This is a genomic window from Burkholderia sp. L27(2015), from assembly GCF_009765705.1.
Lineage (GTDB): Bacteria > Pseudomonadota > Gammaproteobacteria > Burkholderiales > Burkholderiaceae > LMUX01.
This window is the reverse complement of the sequence record NZ_LMUX01000008.1, coordinates 203,413-222,139: the sequence shown is the minus strand read 5'-3', so window position 1 is coordinate 222,139 and position 18,727 is coordinate 203,413. Positions and strand designations below refer to the sequence as shown.

The 18,727-nt window shown below is 56.0% G+C and carries 18 protein-coding genes and 1 pseudogene; 11 read left to right on the top strand and 8 right to left on the bottom strand.

Annotated features, from left to right (window positions below; all coding sequences use genetic code 11):
• On the bottom strand, positions 1-1,349 hold a 1,349-nt coding region (locus GSQ77_RS04045), incomplete at its 3' end, for an AMP-binding protein (RefSeq protein WP_158899562.1).
• A gap of 5 nt (positions 1,350-1,354) precedes the next feature.
• Positions 1,355-2,119, bottom strand: coding sequence for a GntR family transcriptional regulator (locus GSQ77_RS04040; protein ID WP_158899290.1), 765 nt, complete (start codon positions 2,117-2,119; stop codon positions 1,355-1,357).
• Positions 2,120-2,342: 223 nt separating this feature from the next.
• Here GSQ77_RS04040 and GSQ77_RS04035 point away from each other — a divergent pair, with 223 nt between their 5' ends.
• From GSQ77_RS04035 to GSQ77_RS04025, 3 genes are all read left to right on the top strand, one after another.
• Entirely contained in the window at positions 2,343-3,134 is a 792-nt protein-coding gene (locus GSQ77_RS04035) for an SDR family oxidoreductase (protein ID WP_158899288.1), read from the top strand.
• Positions 3,135-3,183: 49 nt separating this feature from the next.
• On the top strand, positions 3,184-4,545 hold the full coding sequence (locus tag GSQ77_RS04030) for an MFS transporter (RefSeq protein ID WP_158899286.1): 1,362 nt from the start codon (positions 3,184-3,186) through the stop codon (positions 4,543-4,545).
• 69 nt (positions 4,546-4,614) lie between these two features.
• Positions 4,615-5,898, top strand: a complete 1,284-nt coding sequence (locus GSQ77_RS04025) for an MFS transporter (protein WP_158899284.1) — start codon at positions 4,615-4,617, stop codon at positions 5,896-5,898.
• Positions 5,899-5,922: 24 nt separating this feature from the next.
• Here the strand turns inward: GSQ77_RS04025 and GSQ77_RS04020 are convergent, their stop codons facing one another.
• Positions 5,923-6,168, bottom strand: a complete 246-nt coding sequence (locus GSQ77_RS04020) for a hypothetical protein (protein ID WP_158899282.1) — start codon at positions 6,166-6,168, stop codon at positions 5,923-5,925.
• Between the two features lie 443 nt (positions 6,169-6,611).
• Here GSQ77_RS04020 and GSQ77_RS04015 point away from each other — a divergent pair, with 443 nt between their 5' ends.
• Positions 6,612-7,301: a LuxR C-terminal-related transcriptional regulator gene (locus tag GSQ77_RS04015; protein ID WP_158899280.1), complete on the top strand. Its 690-nt coding sequence runs from the start codon at positions 6,612-6,614 to the stop codon at positions 7,299-7,301.
• Positions 7,289-8,572 (top strand): MFS transporter, encoded by a 1,284-nt coding sequence (locus GSQ77_RS04010; RefSeq protein WP_158899278.1) that lies wholly within the window; start codon positions 7,289-7,291, stop codon positions 8,570-8,572. Before GSQ77_RS04015 ends, GSQ77_RS04010 begins: the two co-directional genes overlap by 13 nt.
• A gap of 87 nt (positions 8,573-8,659) precedes the next feature.
• Here GSQ77_RS04010 and GSQ77_RS04005 read toward each other — a convergent pair whose 3' ends face one another.
• Complete coding sequence (locus tag GSQ77_RS04005) at positions 8,660-9,334, bottom strand: LuxR C-terminal-related transcriptional regulator (protein ID WP_158899276.1); 675 nt, start codon at positions 9,332-9,334, stop codon at positions 8,660-8,662.
• A 433-nt stretch (positions 9,335-9,767) separates the two neighbouring features.
• Complete coding sequence (locus GSQ77_RS04000) at positions 9,768-10,094, bottom strand: nucleotide pyrophosphohydrolase (RefSeq protein ID WP_254067427.1); 327 nt, start codon at positions 10,092-10,094, stop codon at positions 9,768-9,770.
• A gap of 317 nt (positions 10,095-10,411) precedes the next feature.
• Here GSQ77_RS04000 and GSQ77_RS03995 point away from each other — a divergent pair, with 317 nt between their 5' ends.
• The 5 genes from GSQ77_RS03995 to GSQ77_RS03975 all read left to right on the top strand — a co-directional run bounded on the left by GSQ77_RS03995 (position 10,412) and on the right by GSQ77_RS03975 (position 14,997).
• The gene (locus GSQ77_RS03995; RefSeq protein ID WP_158899274.1) at positions 10,412-11,095 is read left to right on the top strand and encodes a VWA domain-containing protein; all 684 of its coding nucleotides are present in this window, start codon (positions 10,412-10,414) and stop codon (positions 11,093-11,095) included.
• Positions 11,096-11,098: 3 nt separating this feature from the next.
• Positions 11,099-11,908, top strand: coding sequence for a PP2C family serine/threonine-protein phosphatase (locus GSQ77_RS03990; RefSeq protein ID WP_158899272.1), 810 nt, complete (start codon positions 11,099-11,101; stop codon positions 11,906-11,908).
• Positions 11,905-13,827 carry a hypothetical protein gene (locus GSQ77_RS03985; RefSeq protein WP_158899270.1) on the top strand — a complete coding sequence of 641 codons (1,923 nt, stop codon included), beginning with the start codon at positions 11,905-11,907 and terminating at the stop codon, positions 13,825-13,827. The genes GSQ77_RS03990 and GSQ77_RS03985 overlap by 4 nt, the downstream gene beginning before the upstream one ends.
• A 123-nt stretch (positions 13,828-13,950) precedes the next feature.
• Positions 13,951-14,610, top strand: coding sequence for a hypothetical protein (locus tag GSQ77_RS03980; protein ID WP_158899268.1), 660 nt, complete (start codon positions 13,951-13,953; stop codon positions 14,608-14,610).
• 87 nt (positions 14,611-14,697) lie between these two features.
• On the top strand, positions 14,698-14,997 hold the full coding sequence (locus tag GSQ77_RS03975; RefSeq protein WP_158899266.1) for a hypothetical protein: 300 nt from the start codon (positions 14,698-14,700) through the stop codon (positions 14,995-14,997).
• Positions 14,998-15,221: 224 nt separating this feature from the next.
• On the opposite strand, the gene GSQ77_RS03970 is transcribed toward GSQ77_RS03975, so the two are convergent.
• Positions 15,222-15,572 (bottom strand): hypothetical protein, encoded by a 351-nt coding sequence (locus GSQ77_RS03970; RefSeq protein WP_158899264.1) that lies wholly within the window; start codon positions 15,570-15,572, stop codon positions 15,222-15,224.
• A gap of 12 nt (positions 15,573-15,584) precedes the next feature.
• Complete coding sequence (locus GSQ77_RS29255) at positions 15,585-16,400, bottom strand: hypothetical protein (protein WP_216854846.1); 816 nt, start codon at positions 16,398-16,400, stop codon at positions 15,585-15,587.
• A gap of 388 nt (positions 16,401-16,788) precedes the next feature.
• Between GSQ77_RS29255 and GSQ77_RS03960 the strand changes: the two are divergent.
• Positions 16,789-17,004: pseudogene (locus GSQ77_RS03960) on the top strand (type VI secretion system tip protein VgrG); the annotation flags it as partial.
• A 4-nt stretch (positions 17,005-17,008) separates the two neighbouring features.
• Here the strand turns inward: GSQ77_RS03960 and GSQ77_RS29745 are convergent.
• Positions 17,009-18,691, bottom strand: coding sequence for a methyl-accepting chemotaxis protein (locus GSQ77_RS29745; protein ID WP_158899262.1), 1,683 nt, complete (start codon positions 18,689-18,691; stop codon positions 17,009-17,011).
• Between the last annotated feature and the right edge of the window lie 36 nt (positions 18,692-18,727).

Below are 18,727 nucleotides of genomic sequence, written 5' to 3'. Positions count from 1 at the left end.
ACGACGCGATCGCCTGTGTGGAACCACAAGTTGCGCCAGGCTTCGACGGTTTTTTCCGGCATGCCGAAATAGCCGCTCGCAAATGAGAAGGGCTCGTCGGCACGCAGCAATAGTTCGCCCGCCACGCCATCGGGCACGACAGCATCGTTCTCGTCGACCACGCGTGCCTCGAATCCCGGAACGATGTGGCCCATGTGCTCGGGCCGCCCGCTGCCCAGTGGTTTTGCGATGACGAAATTGGTCTCGGTCGAACCGAAGCCTTCGATCAGGCCGATGCCGCAGCGCGTCAGGAATTCAGCGTGACAGGCCGCAGGCACGCCCGGACCCAGGGCGATGCGCACGCGATGTGCGCGCTCACCGTCGTGAGTCGGCCTCGACAACAAAATAGGCACCATTGCGCCCAGCAGGTATGTGACGGTTGCGCCGGTCTCGGCCAACGCGTCGAAGAAGCCGCTCGCGGAAAAGCGCGCATCGACGACTACCGATGCACCGCTGACCAGCGCCTGGAAAAATGTGTTCAGCGCATTGGTATGGAACAGCGGCAAGACGGTGTACAAGACATCGCCTTGCACAACGCCCAGTAGCCGTGCCGTATGCACGCCCCACCAGTAGAACTGCGCATGCGGGCAGATCACGCCTTTCGATGGACCGGAAGTGCCCGATGTATAGAGTATGGCCAGTGGGTCGCCCGGACCCAGTTCGGCGGCGGCCAAGGCATCGCCGGGCGCCGGCCATGGCTTGCTTGGGCGAGGTAGCACGACGGGAGGGAGCGTTGCGACCCGTGCCTGTTCGGGATTTCCATCGCGTGCGCCGATGACCCAGATCGACTCGATGGCCAGTGGCTCGAAATCGAGCATGTCGAGCAAGCCAAGCAGCGCCGATTCGATCACCAGTAGGCGCGCGGCCGAGTTGCTCAGAATGTGGTGTAGCGGCAAGCCTCGCGACGCGGTGTTGATCGGCACTACGATGGCGCCGAGCCACGCGCAGCCCAGCACGACCTCCATGAATTCGATGCGGTTGGAGCACAACAACGCGACGCGGTCGCCACGCTTGACGCCTTCAGCCGCCAACGCGCCGGCGCGGCGCGCGGCGGCCTCGATCGCCTGCTTCGCACTCCACGTTGTGCGGCGGTCTGAAAACAACGGGGTTTCCTCGTGAGACCCGGCGGCGGGCCCGGCGTCGTTCCGGGCGTGAGTTGCAGCGGGCGTGGCCGCGTGAATCTTGGCGTCTGCTTCAGCGTTTGCGTTGGCTTCGGCATCAATTTCGGCGCGCAGGGCAAGCAAAGCGGGCAGCGTCAGCGAGGTCTGTCTGAACCGGCTGGAGTCGATGGGCAGTGCGTTGGATGTCATGGATATCAGTTACGCGTGAGGTTGTAGCAGCGGCGGAAAGCGTCTGCGCGCCAGACTCCGAACGAGATTTGGAGCGGTGTGTCTCGACTACCGAGCAATTTGACTTCTTGACCCAGTACAGGCGCGCCGACCGCGACGCCCAATCGCTGGGCGTGCGCCGCGCTTGCCGCATCGGCATAAATCTCTTCGAGCGCGCGTTCGACACGCACGCCCAAGGCCTTTTCGAACAGGTCGATCTGCGTGGTTTTATCTAGATCGTGGCGCGCCAGTGCCCGACCGAGCGCCGGCGCAACGTAGGCTTGCATGTAAAAGACCGTGAGCCCCGCCCTGGCACGCGTCGCGCGCAGGCGGAACACCGATTTGCACGACTCGCCGAAGAAAGCCGACGCGGTGTTCGGCACCGGCGTCTCGCGCCAATCGAGAATATGAATCTCTGTCTGAGCGCCCAAGCGGGCAAGGTCGTCGACTGAGCCGAGCTGCCACTTCGACGCGCTAGCCTCGGTAACAAATGTGCCGCGGCTGGGGAACCGTTCGATCAAACCCTCTTGGCGCAACAGGTCCAATGCGTGGCGAACCGGCACTCGGCTTACACCGTGCAGTACGCTCAGTTCGGCTTCGGTCGGCAGGCGATCGCCCGGCTTCAGGCGTCCCTCGGTGATGTCCTTGAGCAATAGATTGGCAAGTCGCTCATACAGCGGCTCGCGCGGGCGATGGCTCTTCAGGCGCGAGGGCTCGGGCATGGCAGGGTCCAGCATTTTCTTGTTCGGCATGGGGGCTCACGCAGCGGATGCTGTCCTCAAAATTATACCTAGCCACAATCAAATTCTTTATTTTTCGGGAGCAACATTGTTATTATAAAGATTACCAAGTCAGGCCATAAAAAAGTAAGCGAAAAGTGTTTTTTCGGCGGCGCTCGTTGCCGCGCATGGCAGCTCACCGGGTCATCCTGGCAATTCCGGCATGGCCCATCGCTATCGTCAAGGAGAAGTGATCGTGCAAGAACTGGAAGGAAAGGTCGCCATCGTCACGGGCGCCACGGCTAGCATCGGGGAATACATTGCACGAGGCCTGCATGCGGCCGGCGCGCGCGTCATGATCACTGGCATCGAGGACGCCAAGGGCGAGGCCGTCGCGCAATCGCTCGGTGAGGGCGCCCACTATCGGCGCATGGACGTCTCGATCGATGCGGACTTGGATGCTGTCCTGAAGGACTGTCAGACGCTATTCGGGCGGCTCGATATCATCATCAATTGTGCGTGTTCGTATCTCGACTCGGGGCTGTCGACACCGCGTGCGGACTGGCTGGCGTCGCTGAACGTCAATGTCGTAGGCCCGGCGATACTCGTGGATAAGGCGCTGCCGTATCTACCCCAGCCGGGCGGCGTGGTGATCAATATCGGCAGCGTCAGCGGCAAACACGGTAACAATACGCGTGGGCCGTACTCGGCCGGCAAAGCCGCGCTGATGCACTACACGCGAACCGCATGCGCCACGCTGGGCTCGAAGGGCATCCGCGTGTTGAGCATATCGCCGGCCTGGACTTGGTCGCCGCCGATGGAGAAAATGACCAACAACGATCGCGACCGCGCCGATCGCGCGGGCGCACCGATGCATCCACTGGGGCGCGTGGGCCGCATGGAGGAATTGGCGAACGTGGTGGTGTTTGCCAGCTCCGATAAGGCGTCGTGGGTCAACGGGTGCGACATTGCGGTGGATGGCGGTTACTCGATACTCGGTCCGGACCAGGGCAAGGGGCCGACCTATTGGACCTCTGTAACGAAATAAGGCCCGCCGCAATTACCTGACAACGAAGGCTGCTCTCATGGGAACTGACATGGACGACTTGCACGCTAGCGCTATCACTTCAACGAAGGAACCGGGCGATGCGCGTGCGATGCGCAAACTTGTCGTCGCTTCGTTGTTCGGCAATGCACTCGAGTGGTACGACTTCTTCCTATATGGCACGGCCGCGGCGCTGGTGTTTGGTCAGTTATTTTTCATCAAGGGCACCGACCCGTTGCTGGCGACCATGATCGCGTTCGTCGGATTCACGGTCGGGTTCGTCGTGCGACCCATCGGCGGCATAATGTTCGGGCATGTCGGTGATCGCTACGGGCGCAAGACCGCGCTGGTCTGGACCTTGTCGCTGATGGGTTTGTCGACCTGCCTGGTGGGCGTGTTGCCAACTTATGCGCAAGCGGGTATCTGGGCGCCGATCGCGCTGTTGGCGCTGCGTGTCGTGCAGGGCATCGCGAGCGGAGGCGAATGGAGCGGCGGCGTGTTGATGATCAGCGAAAGCGCGCCCGAGCGGCTGCGGGGGTTTTACGCGTCGTGGAGCCAAGTGGGGGTGGCCGGTGGGTTCGTGTTATCGAGCGCGGCGTTTCTGGCTGTGCAAGCGCTACCGCATGACGAGTTCTTGAGCTGGGGATGGCGGTTGCCGTTTCTTGCCAGCATTCTGATCCTCGGCGTGGGTGTGTATATCCGCACGCGACTGCCGGAAAGCACCGCCTTCGTTCAAGCGGAAAAATCCGGACGCACCGTACACGCGCCGATTCTTGAAGTTATCCGTAACCAGCCTATACAGATCCTGCAGGCGATGGGGCTGCGTGTTGCGGAGAACGGCGGCTCGTTCATCTTTCTCGCGTTCTCGCTGGTCTATGGTCGCTTCGCGGGTTTGCCGAACAGTGTGATGCTGACCGGGGTGATGGTGTCGATGATCATCGAGTTGGTCACGATTCCGCTATGGGGACGCCTGTCGGATCGGATCGGCCGCAAACCGGTCTATCTCATTGGGTCGATCGGGCTGATGGTGGTGGCCTTTCCGTTTTTCTGGCTGATCGACTCTCACGCTTCGGCGCTGATCTGGTTGGCGTTCATACTCGGTAACCCGATATGTCATGGGGCGATGATTGGCACTCAGGGCGCGATGATGGGGGAACTGTTTACCACCGAGGTACGGTATAGCGGCATGGCGCTGGGGCACGAAATTGCCTCAGTGTTCGCGGGGGGGCTGTCGCCGTTGTTGGCTACGGCGCTACTGGCGAAGTATCACGCGGCTTGGCCGATCTCGTTGTTGTTGATGGGGCTGGGCCTGATTACGGTGATCTCGCTGGTGTTTACCAAGGAGACGTCGAGACGCGCGGGGAGCACCGCGACGATGCCCGGGCCTGCGGCGCAGCGGGTCCCAACGGATTGACGTTTTGTCGAATCTGAAACATGATCTTCGCAAAAATAAGGCAAACAAAGAGGCGACATCGACAACCCTATGCGCACCCTCAGACAAGACTCCAGGATCATTGTTGCGACGACCATCGGCAACGCGATGGAATGGTACGACTTCATCGCGTTCGGCTTCCTGCTTGGCATCATCGCTCGGCATTTCTTTCCGTCCAGCGATCCCACGACACCGTATTTAATGGCTGCGGCTACATTCGGCGTGTCGTTCGTTGCGCGGCCGATCGGTGGCATCTTGTTGGGCATATACGCTGACCGGGCAGGGCGTAAGCCTGCGTTGATCCTGGTGCTGGGGATGATGACTGTGGCCACGGCTATTGTCGGGCTGTCGCCGGATTACACGACCATTGGTGTGGCTGCATCGCTGTTGCTTGTGTTGGCGCGGTTGCTGCAAGGGATTTCGGCGGGTGGGGAGTTTGGTAGCGCTACTGCTATGTTGTACGAGTACGCACCACCTAATCGTACAGGTCTGTATGGCAGCTTTCAGATGATGACTCAGGCTGTTGCTGGGTTCCTGGCGGCGGTTGCGGGTTTCACGGTGACGCGCTATCTGAGTGCCGATCAGCTTGATGCGTGGGGTTGGCGGCTGCCGATTCTGATCGGGCTGTTGATCGGTCCGGTGGGGTGGTATTTGCGTCATGGTTTGGAAGAGCCCGCTGCGTTCAAGGCTGTGCAGAAGCAGGTGCAACGGGTGTCGTTTGGGCGGGTATTGCAGCAATACTGGAAACAGCTTTTGATCGCTGGTGGCCTGGTTGGTGGCATTACTATTCTGCAGTTCACGCTGGCGGTGTTCATGCCGGCTTACGGTGTGCAGTATCTGAAACTGCAGGCCAGTTTGCCGTTTTTGGCGATTGTTATCGCCGGCCCGGTACGCATGATCATGTGCGTGGTGTTTGGTGCGTTGTCCGACCGGCTCGGCCGTACCACGGTGATGAGTGCGGGCTTTATCGCGCTGGTGATTTGCACGTATCCGTTGTTCGCATGGGTGGTGCAGGCCCCGAGTTTCGCGCGTCTGCTCTCGGCGGAGCTGGTGTTCAGCGTTGTGTCCGCGGCGTGTTTGGGACCGGTGTCGACCGCGTTGGCTGAGATGTTTCCGACTGCTATTCGGGCGACTGCGATGTCTATTACCTATAACATCGCTACGACGATTTTCGGTGGCTTCACGCCGTTTATGCTGACGTGGATGATCACCTCGATGCACGACCTGCTGGCGCCGGCTTACTACGTTATATTTGGCTCGTTACTGGGTCTGGTGTCTTCGATGTGGCTGGCGCGATCGTTGCCGTCGACCGCGCCGCGTACTACTGAGGCTTGAGCTTGAGCCCAGGCCCGGGCTGTTTCAAGCCGTCTCCCCCTTTTTCATGCGAGTAGGAACGTTGGCGTTGAGCGTCGTATGCGCTACGCGGCCGACATCCGCGAACATCAAACGCTGCAACTCGGCGACGATTTGCCCGCTGGTCGATTGACTGTTGCTTGCGGCTCGGGCTTTCAACCACTCATTCAGATTGCGCGTGAGAACGATACACTGTAGTTGCGCTGCGCATTGAACTGCTGTGGTGACGGTGTTGTCGGATGATGTAGACATATTTCGGTATCCTAATAGTATTGCTGTTATGGATCGATCGATGCAGGGGTACTCAGCATCGGCACTGCTCGCTTTCCTTACTAACGGACGGGCGTGCTAGATATTTGCCCTAAGTCGAACAATAGACGCAGCCGAGCGGATTCGCGTCGGCGTCAATTACTGAAGCCGGTCCGATCTGGTCCGCGCTTTCAAGTCTTTTTTGAAACGATGCAGCGGCACTTCCCATCGCGGTGAACCGCGTTAGCTTGGATAGGTTAAATAGGCCTACAGCCTAGGTTAATTGGGGCTATTTATGCGGTGACGCTTTTCCTAAAAATAAGGCGACCTATAGTCCGAACCGGTGCTCCAGCGCAAACGCGCGAGACGTCAACTATTCCAACAATAGACGTTATTTGAAGCGTTGGTACGACGAGAGGGCACCTCACTTCTAGGGGGCAAAGGCCATGAACTCGCATCGCGAATTCATCAACTTGATGGAAAATCTGCCACAAACGGTTACGGTTACGTTCAAGACGGCCGATACCGGCAAGTACATATTCAGCAATGCGGCATTACAAGAAAGATTTGGCGATCTGTTTCCGCGAGATCTGGTGGGTCTCACGGTGCGCGACCTTAATTATGCGTTCCCCGCTTGGGGCGGGGAACATAGCAGTCGGACCGAAGCATTTGATTTGCGCGTGCGTGAACACAAGGCTAGCGTCACCGACAAACGCGCGATGCGGCTCAATAGCGGAGCCATCGTGTATGAGGAAATGACCAAGTCTCCGGTGCTGGGCATCGGTAATCACGTGCTAGGTGTCGTCACATATGGACAGGATCTGACGCCGACGCTTTCCTGCACTGAACTGTACCGGCAGTACCAATGCTTTCATAACAAGCAGGAGGCGATCAGACGCGTATTGATTCATATCGACGCCGATGCGAATTTTACATCTCAGCCTACAGAAGCACAGTTTGAAGTTTTCCTGGAGAAGGTGCAGGGCCGTACCAGCAAAGAAATCGCCCAGCGGTTGGAACTCTCGCACCGGACGGTTGAATCTCATCTAGCCGCGCTGCGTGACAAAGTGGTTGGGGGTGATTTGCGTAGAGCCTTGTCGCTGATCAAACAGGGAGGCGCATCGTGCGAAAACTAGATCCGGTCTTGCGGGTTGCTTTGACCTCCAATACGTTCGAATACTACGAATTTACGCTTAGCGGTTTCATGGCGCTGGAAATCGGCAGGCTTTTCTTTCCTCAAACAGGCGACAAGAGTGCTCTGATCTTGAGCTTTGCCGTGTTTGCCGCCAGTTATCTTACGCGGCCGATGGGCGGCGTATTGCTTGGCTGGCTGGGCAATCGACATGGTGCGGGCAAAGTGCTCAAGCTTAGTGTCACGCTGATGGCGATTCCTACCGTGCTGATCGCATTCCTGCCAACGTATCAATCTGCAGGCTACTGGGCGACTGGTTTGCTGATCGGGTTGAAAATGGTGCAGGGCATTGCGATCGGCGGCGAGGTGCCGCTGAATATGTCCTATGTGTCGGAGAACACGGTCGGCAGGGATCGCGGACTGTATTTCGCATATACGTGTATTAGCGGGTTCATGGGGACGCTGCTCGCGTCACTGTTGGTGTTCATGCTCCCGTCGATCGTCTCGATGCTGTCGTTACTCTTGCCTGATGCAATCTCGCATACTCGTTTAAACGAAGCCTGGCGCTGGCCGTTCTTGCTCAGCATCCCTCTAACGTTGTGGGTGATGTGGGTGCGTGCTTCGATTTCCGAGGTTTCGGCCGTGCGCCCCACACCTGATCGTACCTCACGCAGCAGGCCTATCGCGCCGTTGCTGCAGGCTGCCGTACTGGTTGCTTTTCTTGAAGTGAATCTTTATACGGTGTTCGTCTGGCTGCCGAACTATTTGAATCTTTATCTCGGCGTTGCGCTCTCCGACGCTCGTGAGCTTAATGTGATTACTCTCGTCGTCTTGTCGATTGCGATCTTGTGCAATGGTTATCTGTCGCGATGGATAGACGCGTCGAAGATCGCGTTTTTCAGTGTCTGTGCCATGGTGTTGAGCACTTATCCGCTCTTCGTTTTATTGCAGAATGGTGATTTCCTTTCGCTGCTATGGGTGCATCTGGCCTTTGCTCTCGTGGCGAGTGGTCTCCTGGCCATGTTTTATCTTGTGCTGGCCGATCTGTTCAAAGACAACTGGAAAAGCCTGGGCTTGGGTATTGGGTTCAGCGTGCCGACAGCGGTCTTTGGTGGCACGGCGCCGCTGGCATGTAGTTATCTTCTCAAGTACACGGAAGTGCTGACGGTTCCTGCGCTATACATCACTGGGATGGGATTGCTGGCTTTGCCTGTTGCGTATCGTCTGGCATTTTCGCAAGGAGAACGCCGCGCGAGTGCGTCGATGGCGGTATAGAGAGAGCCTAGCTCGCATGCGAGCCGAGCGGAGAAATTCCTCGCTCGGTGTTCGCAGTATTCGAATTGTCGGCTTATGTCACGACGCTTATCGTGCTGATTGTGCCTTGATGGAGAGCAAGGCGCTACTTAGTCCACCATCGACGGTTTTGCCGCGCAACGCCGCCATATGAGAATCGACGGTGCGGGGGGCGAGGTCCAAGCGCTTCGCAATTTCCTTGGTGCTATAGCCTCGCGCTTTTTGCAGTAGCACGTTGAATTGCCCTTCGGAGGGTTGGGTAATGAAATTCGTATCGATTTTGAAATATTGCAGCAAGCGCGTAATGACTTCTGGCTTTTCATAGAACTGTTCGTACAGAGCGCACAAATCGGCAAGTGGAACCGTGTGCGTGAGATCGTGCCGGTAGGTGACGATGCCGAGGATCTTCTTTCGCAGACCCAGCACGGGGGCCTTGGTCAGCTTCTCGTACCGGACTTCGCCGCTGTCGTCGAGAAATAGGTGTCGGTCGGTGACGAACCGCTTTTCGTCGCTAGCGAGAAAATCAAGCTTTTCGATTGTACTTGCGTATTGTGCGCCCCATGTCGGTTGCGCGAACTTCAAGTCGTTTATGGTCAAGCCGTTTAGGTCTTTGGGGTTTAGCACGCCGAATTGCCGCGCGTTGCAGGCATTGTTGACGATGTATTTTCCGGTATCGGCTTCCTTGAAGCTGGCGGGGCAGGGGCATGTCTCGATTAATTTGATTAGTTCGCTATAAAATTTCATGATTCGGCATCCTTAGTTTTAGCTAATAGGAGCAGCGTAATCACCGACCTTCCTTACGGCGATTGCTTACGAAATTCTATCTTGAGATTTATGGGGGCACCGGGAAGATGGGTCTGATTTCGTCGGTGGCAAGAGGGTTGAAATTACTGATTTAATTTGGTTGCGGCGGTTGATCACTTCAGATCGGTGTGCGTTTCTCAGTTTTTCGACGTTTTTTCTTCTGTGGCGTCACGGTAGCCTGCGCCGTGGTAACCATTGACCGACAGCGCGGGGGCAGGGCGAACCTCTTTGTATTTATGAAAATACTGTGACGTCGAGATTAATCGAAGGTGTGTGTTCACCCCGAGGTCAGCTCGAAATTTCCCTGGTGCTTTATGGCCGAAGCGGTAGACGACTAGAACGGAGTCGTCGTAAGTGAACTGCTCCTTCTACTCTAAGCTTTGGGTGCAGGATGCTTAATCGCGTTAAGGATTAGTTTAGATTCGATCGCGGCGTTAAGGTTTACCCCAAGAACTGCGGCGAGGCGCACGAGATATAGGGCGATGTCTGCAAGCTCCTGCTCGACATGTTGGGCATCGCGGCCCTCCATTATTATTTTAGATTCGACCTCAGTTTTCCATTGGAAAATTTCAACTAATTCTGCTACTTCGACGCTCAATGCCATCGCGAGATTTTTGGGGGAATGAAAACGCTCCCAGTTTCGCGTTTTTGCGAACTCGGCCAGCACCAGTTCGAGTTGCTTGGTCTCAATCAAATTCACAATCGCTCCATTTAATTTCTAAAATACTTTGCGTGCCTATTTTTATGCTTTTTTTCTCAAGTGAGAATGAAAATCAGATTTCAAGAATGAGAATTTATTTGAGGAGGGCCGTCATGCAGGAAAGGTTCACATTTTCCTGTGAATATTATTGTGAGATAGAATGCTCTCATGTCTGCAGTAAAAATGCCTTTTAGCGCTAAAAAATCGATTACATAGTTTCATGTTTGGAAACAAGAAAAAACGTCTAATTCTTATATTTCCTGCTCTTTATAGCTGCCTTCTTCGGGCGATAAATTGTCGGTTTGCATGAGGTAAATATGTCTTCCGAATTCGATCAAATCCCCTTCGGCGCCGCAGACTTTGCGGACAATCCTGAACCGCGCTGCCCTTGCTTGCTGCTGCTCGACACATCGCATTCGATGCAAGGCCCGAGAATCGCCGCTCTCAATCAAGGTCTCGTTGCTTTTAAGGAAGAGCTTTCCACCGACAGTCTTGCGATGAAACGAGTCGAAGTCGCTGTTGTTACCTTTGGCCCAGTGAGTGTGATAACCGATTTCGTGACCCCTGACAATTTTTATCCGACGACGCTTCCGACGACGGGCGATACGCCGATGGGAGCCGCTATTGAGAAGGGGTTGGACATGCTGCGCCAACGTAAGGACGCGTACAAAGCCAACGGAATCTCGTATTACCGTCCTTGGATTTTTCTCATCACTGATGGCGCTCCCACGGATAGCGTTGCCCGAGCATCACAGCTCGTTCGCGAAGGTGAATCGAGCAAAGCTCACTCGTTCTTTGCAGTGGGAGTGGAGGGGGCACAGATGGATGTCCTCGCGCAAATCGCGGCCCCCAATCGCCAGCCCCTCCATTTACAAGGACTGAAGTTCCGCGAGCTATTTGCTTGGCTTTCGTCCTCGCTCAGCGGGGTATCGCGCTCACAGGTTGGTGAGGTAGTTCCCATACAGAATCCAACGGGCCTGGATGGATGGGCGAACGTTTGATTTATGAAACCTCCTTCGTTGTGGCGACTGGCATCGGCCTCGGCAATTGGTACATCGCATTTGCTGAGCGGCTTACCGTGCCAGGACAGCCAGGCTATCCAGGCTCTAGACAGTGTTGATGGCCCCGTCCTAGTTGTCGTTGTCTGTGATGGAGCGGGAAGTGCCGCCTATTCGGATGTCGGTTCTGCGATGGCCGTGTCTACCTTCATCGGTCTGGTCGACGTCTATATGGCAAAAGGCAATAGACTCCGGGAGTTGACTCGAGACATTGTCGTTTCATGGATTGAGGCAGTCGCACAGGCACTCGAAACGCATGCCGAAGGAAATGGGCATGCGGTTCGCGATTATGCCTGTACGCTTCTTGCTGCCATCGTTGGACAAGATGAGGCGGCATTCGTCCAAATCGGCGATGGCGCGATTGTCGTTTCCCACGGAGAGGCGGATGGATGGAGCTACGTGTTTTGGCCGCAACACGGCGAGTTTGCGAATACCACTAACTTCGTGGTGTCGTTGAACGCGCTCGATGTCGTCGAATTCGATTTTGCGCCTCGGTGTATCCAAGAGTTCGCGCTCTTCTCTGACGGCATCGAGAAGCTCGTGTTGCACGACGAGACTCGGACGGTGCACCAGACCTTTTTCAATTCAATGTTCATTCCGGTTCGCAAGGCGCCCTCCGAAGGAGTTGATGAGGTGCTCTCAAAGGGGCTTCACGACTATCTTGCTTCGCCCGTCATTTGCGATCGCACGGACGATGATAAAACACTGGTCCTCGCAACGCGCCTGTCTCCATCGGTCGAGGGATTGTCGCGATGAATCGGAAACCCCTCAATCTTGTTGATGACGGCGGGGCGCCGATTGCACTTGGCCTCTTACTGGGTCAAGGAGGGGAAGGAGCTGTCTGGGACATACCAAGCAAACCAGACCTAGTGGCGAAGGTTTACCATGAACCGCTTTTGCCCGAGCGCGCTATGAAGATCCGTGCGATGGCCGGTATGGACGGCGCTGGACTTAAAACGCTTACTGCGTGGCCGGTCGGTTTGCTAGAACAGCATGACGTAGGGCCGGTCGGGCTATTGTTACCAAAGGTATCAGGCGCGAAAGATATTCATGAGCTTTACAGCCCCAAAAGTCGTCGCGTCGAATTTCAGCAGGCCGATTGGCGATTCTTGATCCGCGCTGCAGGCAATACCTCGCGCGCGTTTGCAGCCGTCCATCAGGCCGGTTGTGTTATCGGCGATGTGAATCATGGGGGCATCCTAGTTGCACCTAATGCGACAGTCAGGCTGATCGACTGCGATTCCTTCCAAGTGGCTGCAAATGGACGTCAGTACCTCTGCGAAGTAGGCGTCGATAATTTCACGCCACCGGAGCTTCAGAGCCGCTCCTTCAAAGGCATTGTTAGGACGGAAAATCATGACAATTTTGGTCTGGCCGTCGTAATCTTCCTGTTAACTTTTATGGGGCGACATCCCTTCGCAGGCCGTTATTCTGGGCAAGGCGACATGGCGATTTCGAAAGCGATAGAGGAGATTCGGTTTCCATACGGCGCGCATCGTAGCCAGGCACTCATGACGCCGCCTCCAGGCATGCCGTCTTTGTCCATCGTTGGGCCGGAGATTGCCGCTCTTTTTGAGCGCGCATTCGCGCGCTCATCGATCGGCACCGGTCGCCCAACTGCAAAAGAGTGGATTGCAGGTCTCGAACATCTCGAAAAAAATCAGACTCGCTGCACCGCGAACCGTGTTCACTGGCACCACAAGGCGACCAATTGCCCTTGGTGTGCAATGGAGGGGACGACCGGGGTGCCTCTATTCAGCCTAGCGCTCGAGAGCTCGACGAGCCTAGGCACTTTCAGCATGACGGCATTTTGGGCAATGGTCGATTCATTGCAACAGCCGGGGCCAGTGCCGATAATAGCTGCAAACCCCAAAATGCCCTCCGCTCAGGCGCGTAAAGTGCGCCACCGTAACCGACTTGGGTACCTTGGAGCCGCAGTTGTGGGAGTGATGTGTCTTGTTGGCGCAATTTTGACTGGAAATCCAGAAGTATTATTCTCCGCTGTCGGTGTGGTCATCATCGTTACGTTGATGAGGGGCGGAAAGGGTGTGGAAGATATTGACCAACGGTATAAAGCTACAAAGGCGCAGTGGCAGGCTGCTAACACCGACTGGGAAAGAAAAGCTGGGAACGGAGCGTTCAACGACAAGAAAGCCGCGATAGCCAATCTTCGACAGCAATGGGAGGGACTTCCCAGTCGTAAAGCTAATCTGCTTGAAGTGCTCAAAAAAAATCAGCCTCGACTTCAACTCGAACGTTACCTGGACACCTTCAAAATCTCCGCTGCCAAAATCGAAAGTATTGGATCGGGCAGGACGCAAACTCTCGAATCGTACGGCGTCGAAACCGCGCTCGATGCCACTCGTGCCAATTTGCAAAACGTTCCAGGGTTCGGCCCAAAAACGCAGCAAAAACTAATCGCTTGGCGCACTTCAATCGAGGCATGTTTTCGGTTTGATCCGACGAAGGGCGTTGACCCGCGTGACATACAGAAGATCGACACCGATATCCGCGCGGCAGCGAGAGATCTCGAAGACCGACTCAATCGTAGTCTTGCAGAACTTCGACAGGTCAAGGCGCAAATCATGGGAGCGAGGGAGCATTTGCGTGCGCATGTGGAACGCGTGCATGACGAGCTGATGCAAGCTGATGCTGACTATAAGGCAATTCATTAGGAGCGAGCGTGTTTGACTAGCTCAACAAGCGCTTGTCGCTCGGAAGCATTTTGGTTTATCGCTAAACATCTTCGTCAAATCGGGCATGGTTCACCAACTCAACGGAATTCTGGGTCTCCAAAGATGAATAACTTCTCGAACATTCTATGGATAGCCGGTGTGGTTACAATTTTGGTTGGTTTTTCTGGCTTTGTAGACACCCGAAAAGTGGATCGCCGATTCAGAACAGGCTATCGGAACAATGCGATCGACTCTCGCGATATTCCCCGAGCGAAAAAGCGATTTCTGCTCGGCGTGGCTATATGTATGGTGGCCTTTGGCATTGGCAGTTTGGGTTCGACTCGACGGAGAGGGGAGCCAGACGCCGATGTGCCCATTCGGAGCGCGACCACAGTGCAAGTCACGGCTCCGGATGTATCTCTGCCTCCCGAACTCCCCAGCGAGCCAATAGGCAAAACCACGGCTGACACTGTGCAGGATACTCAAGCGCTACCCGCGGCCGAGCCGAAAGGGACTTTCACCGCAAGTTTCAACTGCAGCAAGGCACACTCGGATTCGGAAGTGCTTATTTGTAACGACGCGGAGTTAGCTGCGGCAGATGTCGACTTGGCAGGAATCTATGTACGTGCCAAAGCTGCGGCGAAGGATCCCGCCGACTTCAAAGAAGGGGCGCGACTCGCTTGGAGTTCTCGTGAACTTGAGTGTCACGATAAACAATGCCTGGTTCACTGGTATGCACAGCAGAAATTGAGACTTGAAAATATTGCTAAGTTTGGTGAGTGATGTTTGCTGTGAGAGTGTCGGCCGCTGCGTGACGAAACTCTTTTCGTCACTGGCGCGAAAATCAAGCTTCTCGATTGCATTCACGTATTGAACGCCCCATACCTTGATGCGTTCGATGAGGATAAACCGGCCATTGAAGAGCTAAAGCGCCAATATCGTCAAGGGGGATTGGGCGATTCAGTGGTAAAGCGGCGGCTTGAAGTGTGTTTGCAGGAACTCTTGGCGCCGATAAGAGAGCGGCGATCGGCTCTCGCTAGAGATCCCGGCTGCATTCGCGACGTGATCCGAACCGGTACTTTTGCCGCACGAGAGATCACGCAGCAGACACTGGATGCCGTGAAAGCAGGCATGGGCCTTTATTCACTTCAAGCGCTATCGTCAACTTAAAACGCCTGCCAGTCCTCGATAGCAGAGTCCGTACGTCTGGGGGACGCGATGCTCTGAAGACGCTTCCGAGCCATGCCGTCCGACACAGCCTTCACATTCCGCACAACGTTCTCTGATTGCCGACTTGCCCCTCGCACGGCCTCGCTCCCCAACTGAAACGCCCCAACCGCGATATGCAATTGCTGCCCCCGGCCTCCAGCGATTTAGCCGTCCCCGTCACCACGTCATACGGACTCGATCCGCAGAGAGGTAAATTCGACAACCATTTCTGCGCCAACCGTTGCCGCAACCAACGCGAGATGCTTAGGTTGCTTGTCAGAAAAACGATCCGAGCTATCAAGTGTCTTTAGAGCGTGCTCATAGCGCGGCGTCCCGGGCTCGAGAATTTTTATGTCGTAGACGATGTTGAGAAGGCCGTAGTGTTCAATAACGCATCGGGTTGTCCCGACGAACGTGACGGTAGCGCGCCGATCGGCTAACTTGAGTCCCAAGGTCAAACTGTCGCCGTCATCCGTTACGGCGAGAATATCGATGTACCAGTCGTGAAAATAGGTAAAGGTCTTGAGTTCATTCATGATCGTAGCCCGTCAGTAAGGCAGGAGAGAAAAGGCGTTTCCCTGATCGCGGGTATTGCCGTCCCAATTGTGCGCGTGCGGTGCCCCGAAACCATGATTGTGGTCGAAGTCGAAATCCACCGCAGCATTTCCGTTCCCGTCGTAGAACCGCATCTGTCCACTTCCGGAAGGGTTGGTGACCCACCCCCCAGCGGGTCCTCCCGTGCGAGGCAACCATGCGAGTTGGCTATCCCCGGTCGGTATCGCGGCGGCGTCGCCATACTCGAACGGCTGCGCATCGCCTAGCGGCGTAGGCGTTTTCGTGAGGCCGCTCGTAGCGTCGTCTGATGGCGAAGCGGCCCTGTTCGCGCAACGGGCCTCCATCGCATGGATCTTTTTCACTATCTCGTTGTAGCGGATCATGTAGGCGGTCGCAGCGTCGTACGACATGCCCAGGTTCGTCATCAACTCCTCACGGAAGCTGGGAAGCTTTTTGAGTTTGGGCGCTGAATCGTTCCGCACGCCGCCTGTGCGCGATTGCTCGGCAATGAGTACAACACTCTCACCGCGAATCATGGCCTGCAACGTCTGTATGACCTCAAGATCAGCGCCGCTCTTTGCCAGCCGCTGATGCCAATAAAAGTTCGTCCCGAGGAACGAACGGACGCGCTGCACTAGCGCAGTATCCTTTGCCCATATATCGGCGTATGCACCTTGCGAGAACTTCTTGCCTGCTGCAACTGCCTTTTTCTGCTCGCTCGTAAGAAATATTCGACCACTTCCATAGGTATCCTTACTATACATAACCCACCGTTGTAACGAATCTGTTCTCAATTCAATGCCAGCCATCGTCAGGTCCTGGTACGTGTGACGGCATAATTTAGCAGATCACCGAGCGCCCATGTTTTTGGGATAGTGGGGCTAGGCGCTCAGAGGGGGAATGCATGTCGTTGTCGACTCAGAAAAATTCTAGTGTGCTTAATGTCAGTCCTCCGAGAGAACCGGTCTGATTTCGTGGACTGCGGGCGGGACGAAATTCCTGATTAATTTAGTCATGAAGCGCTGGAACACGAGTACCGAAACACAGGTCTGCCGGGACCAATCTATTGATGTAATGACACTGTGTCGATCACGCGTTTCGCCGCGATTCATATCCCAATTTATTTGATGAATATCCCTTATGCTCGCGATCGCGCCGTGTTCGGGCGTGTCTCTGAGATTGGGGAAAATTGTGTTGATGAAATCGATGGTGTTGCCGTCACAGGCCTATGAGGTGAAGCTGGCACCGCATCCGGCGCCGTTCTCGGTGCTCAAATTTTCCGGCCATGATGCGGTCAGCCAACTGTATCGGTACGAGGTCGAATTCACGAGTCCGGTTGCCAATCTCCCGATAGAGAAAGTGCTCGGGCGGCCGGCCAAATTCATCATCGACCCGATCGACCCGAACGCCGAGTAACTTAAAACGCCTGCCAGTCCTCGATAGCGGAGTCCGTCCGTCTGGGGGATGCGATGCTCTGAAGACGCTTCCTACCCATACCGTCCGACACAGCCCTCACATTCCGCACAGCATTCTCCGATTGCCGACCTGCCCCTCGCCCGTCCTCGCTCCCCAACTGAAACGCCCCAACCGCGATATGCAACTGCTGCCCCTGATCCTCCAGCGATTTGGCTGCCGCCGCCGCCTCTTCAACCAACGCGGCGTTTTGCTGCGTAACCTGGTCCATCTGCGTTATCGCCTGATTAATTTGCTCGATGCCTTTGCTTTGTTGATTCGATGCCGCCGCGATTTCATTGATCACCCCGGCAACCCGTCCGACCGCCATCTTGACCTGCGAGATAGTCTCACCCGCCTGATTGGCCAAGGCGGACCCATTGTGGATTTCATGTACCGACGACGCGATCAGATCCTTGATATCCTTGGCCGCGCTCGACGAGCGTTGGGCCAGGCTACGCACCTCCGCAGCCACCACAGCGAAACCACGCCCTTGCTCGCCGGCCCGCGCCGCTTCCACCGCGGCATTGAGCGCGAGGATATTCGTCTGAAACGCAATGCCCTCAATAATGCCCGTGATATTGGCAATCTTGTCCGAGCTCTGATCGATCGTGTTCATCGTATCGACCACGCGGCTCACAACGTCGTGCCCCCGTTCTGCAAGTTCCGATGCGTCCGCCGTCAGCGCGCTGGCCTCGCGGGCATTATTAGCGGTATGTTGAACCGCCGAGGTCAGTTCCTCCATGCTCGACGCCGTTTCTTCGAGCGACGCCGCCTGCTGTTCTGTGCGTGAAGACAGATCGGTATTACCCGTCGCGATCTGTCTGGCCGCCGTGCTCACCGAGTCGGACGACCGTTGCACCTTCCACAGAACTGCACGAACCCGCTCGATAAGCTGGTTGAACGCCTGAGCGGTCTGCCCGATTTCATCGGCCCGTTGGACCGGAGCGCGTTGCGTGAGGTCAAGCGATTCGCTCACGCTCTTGAGAGTTCGCTGAATACTATCGAGCCCGCGTTGTATCACCCGATACAAATGCGTTGCCAACGCGCTCGCCAGCACAAAGGCCACTAAAGTCGTCACGCCCAGGGTCCAGAGCGCCAGCCGCGCAGCGGATTCGCCTTTGACACCCAAGGCATGTGCCTCCTTGATGTTGTAGTCGGTCTGAGCTTTCAAACCCGCTACGACTACGACCGTGGCCGGAGTGAGGGGGCCGAGAGCGACGGAGATATCGCTAGCGCTTTCGCCCGCGGTGGTCTCGCTCATGAACTTGGTTTGCACGGCCCGGTAGGCAGCGAGATTCGCCTTGTCGTCCTCGACCATCTTCCGGTCGGTATCGTCGAGTACGTGGTCGCCTGCGTACCGCTCCAGGATCGCGTCGAGCTGTTGATGGTCCTCAGCGATGCGACGGTCACGGTCGTGCCGTTGATTCTCATCGGTACTCAGGACTCGCGACAGGGTCGCGGCTCTCAGGTCAGACATTTGAGCCGCTGCTTCGGCCAGGTCCACCATCGCCGGAATGGTGTTGGTCTCCACGTAGGCATAGCGCGCTTGAAACTGCACGAGTTGCCAAAATCCGTAGCCGCTCACAAACAAAAGCGCCAATAAAGAGATCGACAGCGTCAGAGCCAAATTCCTCGTAATAGTCACACCGATTCCTCGCCCATTGAATGATAAATAAGTCCC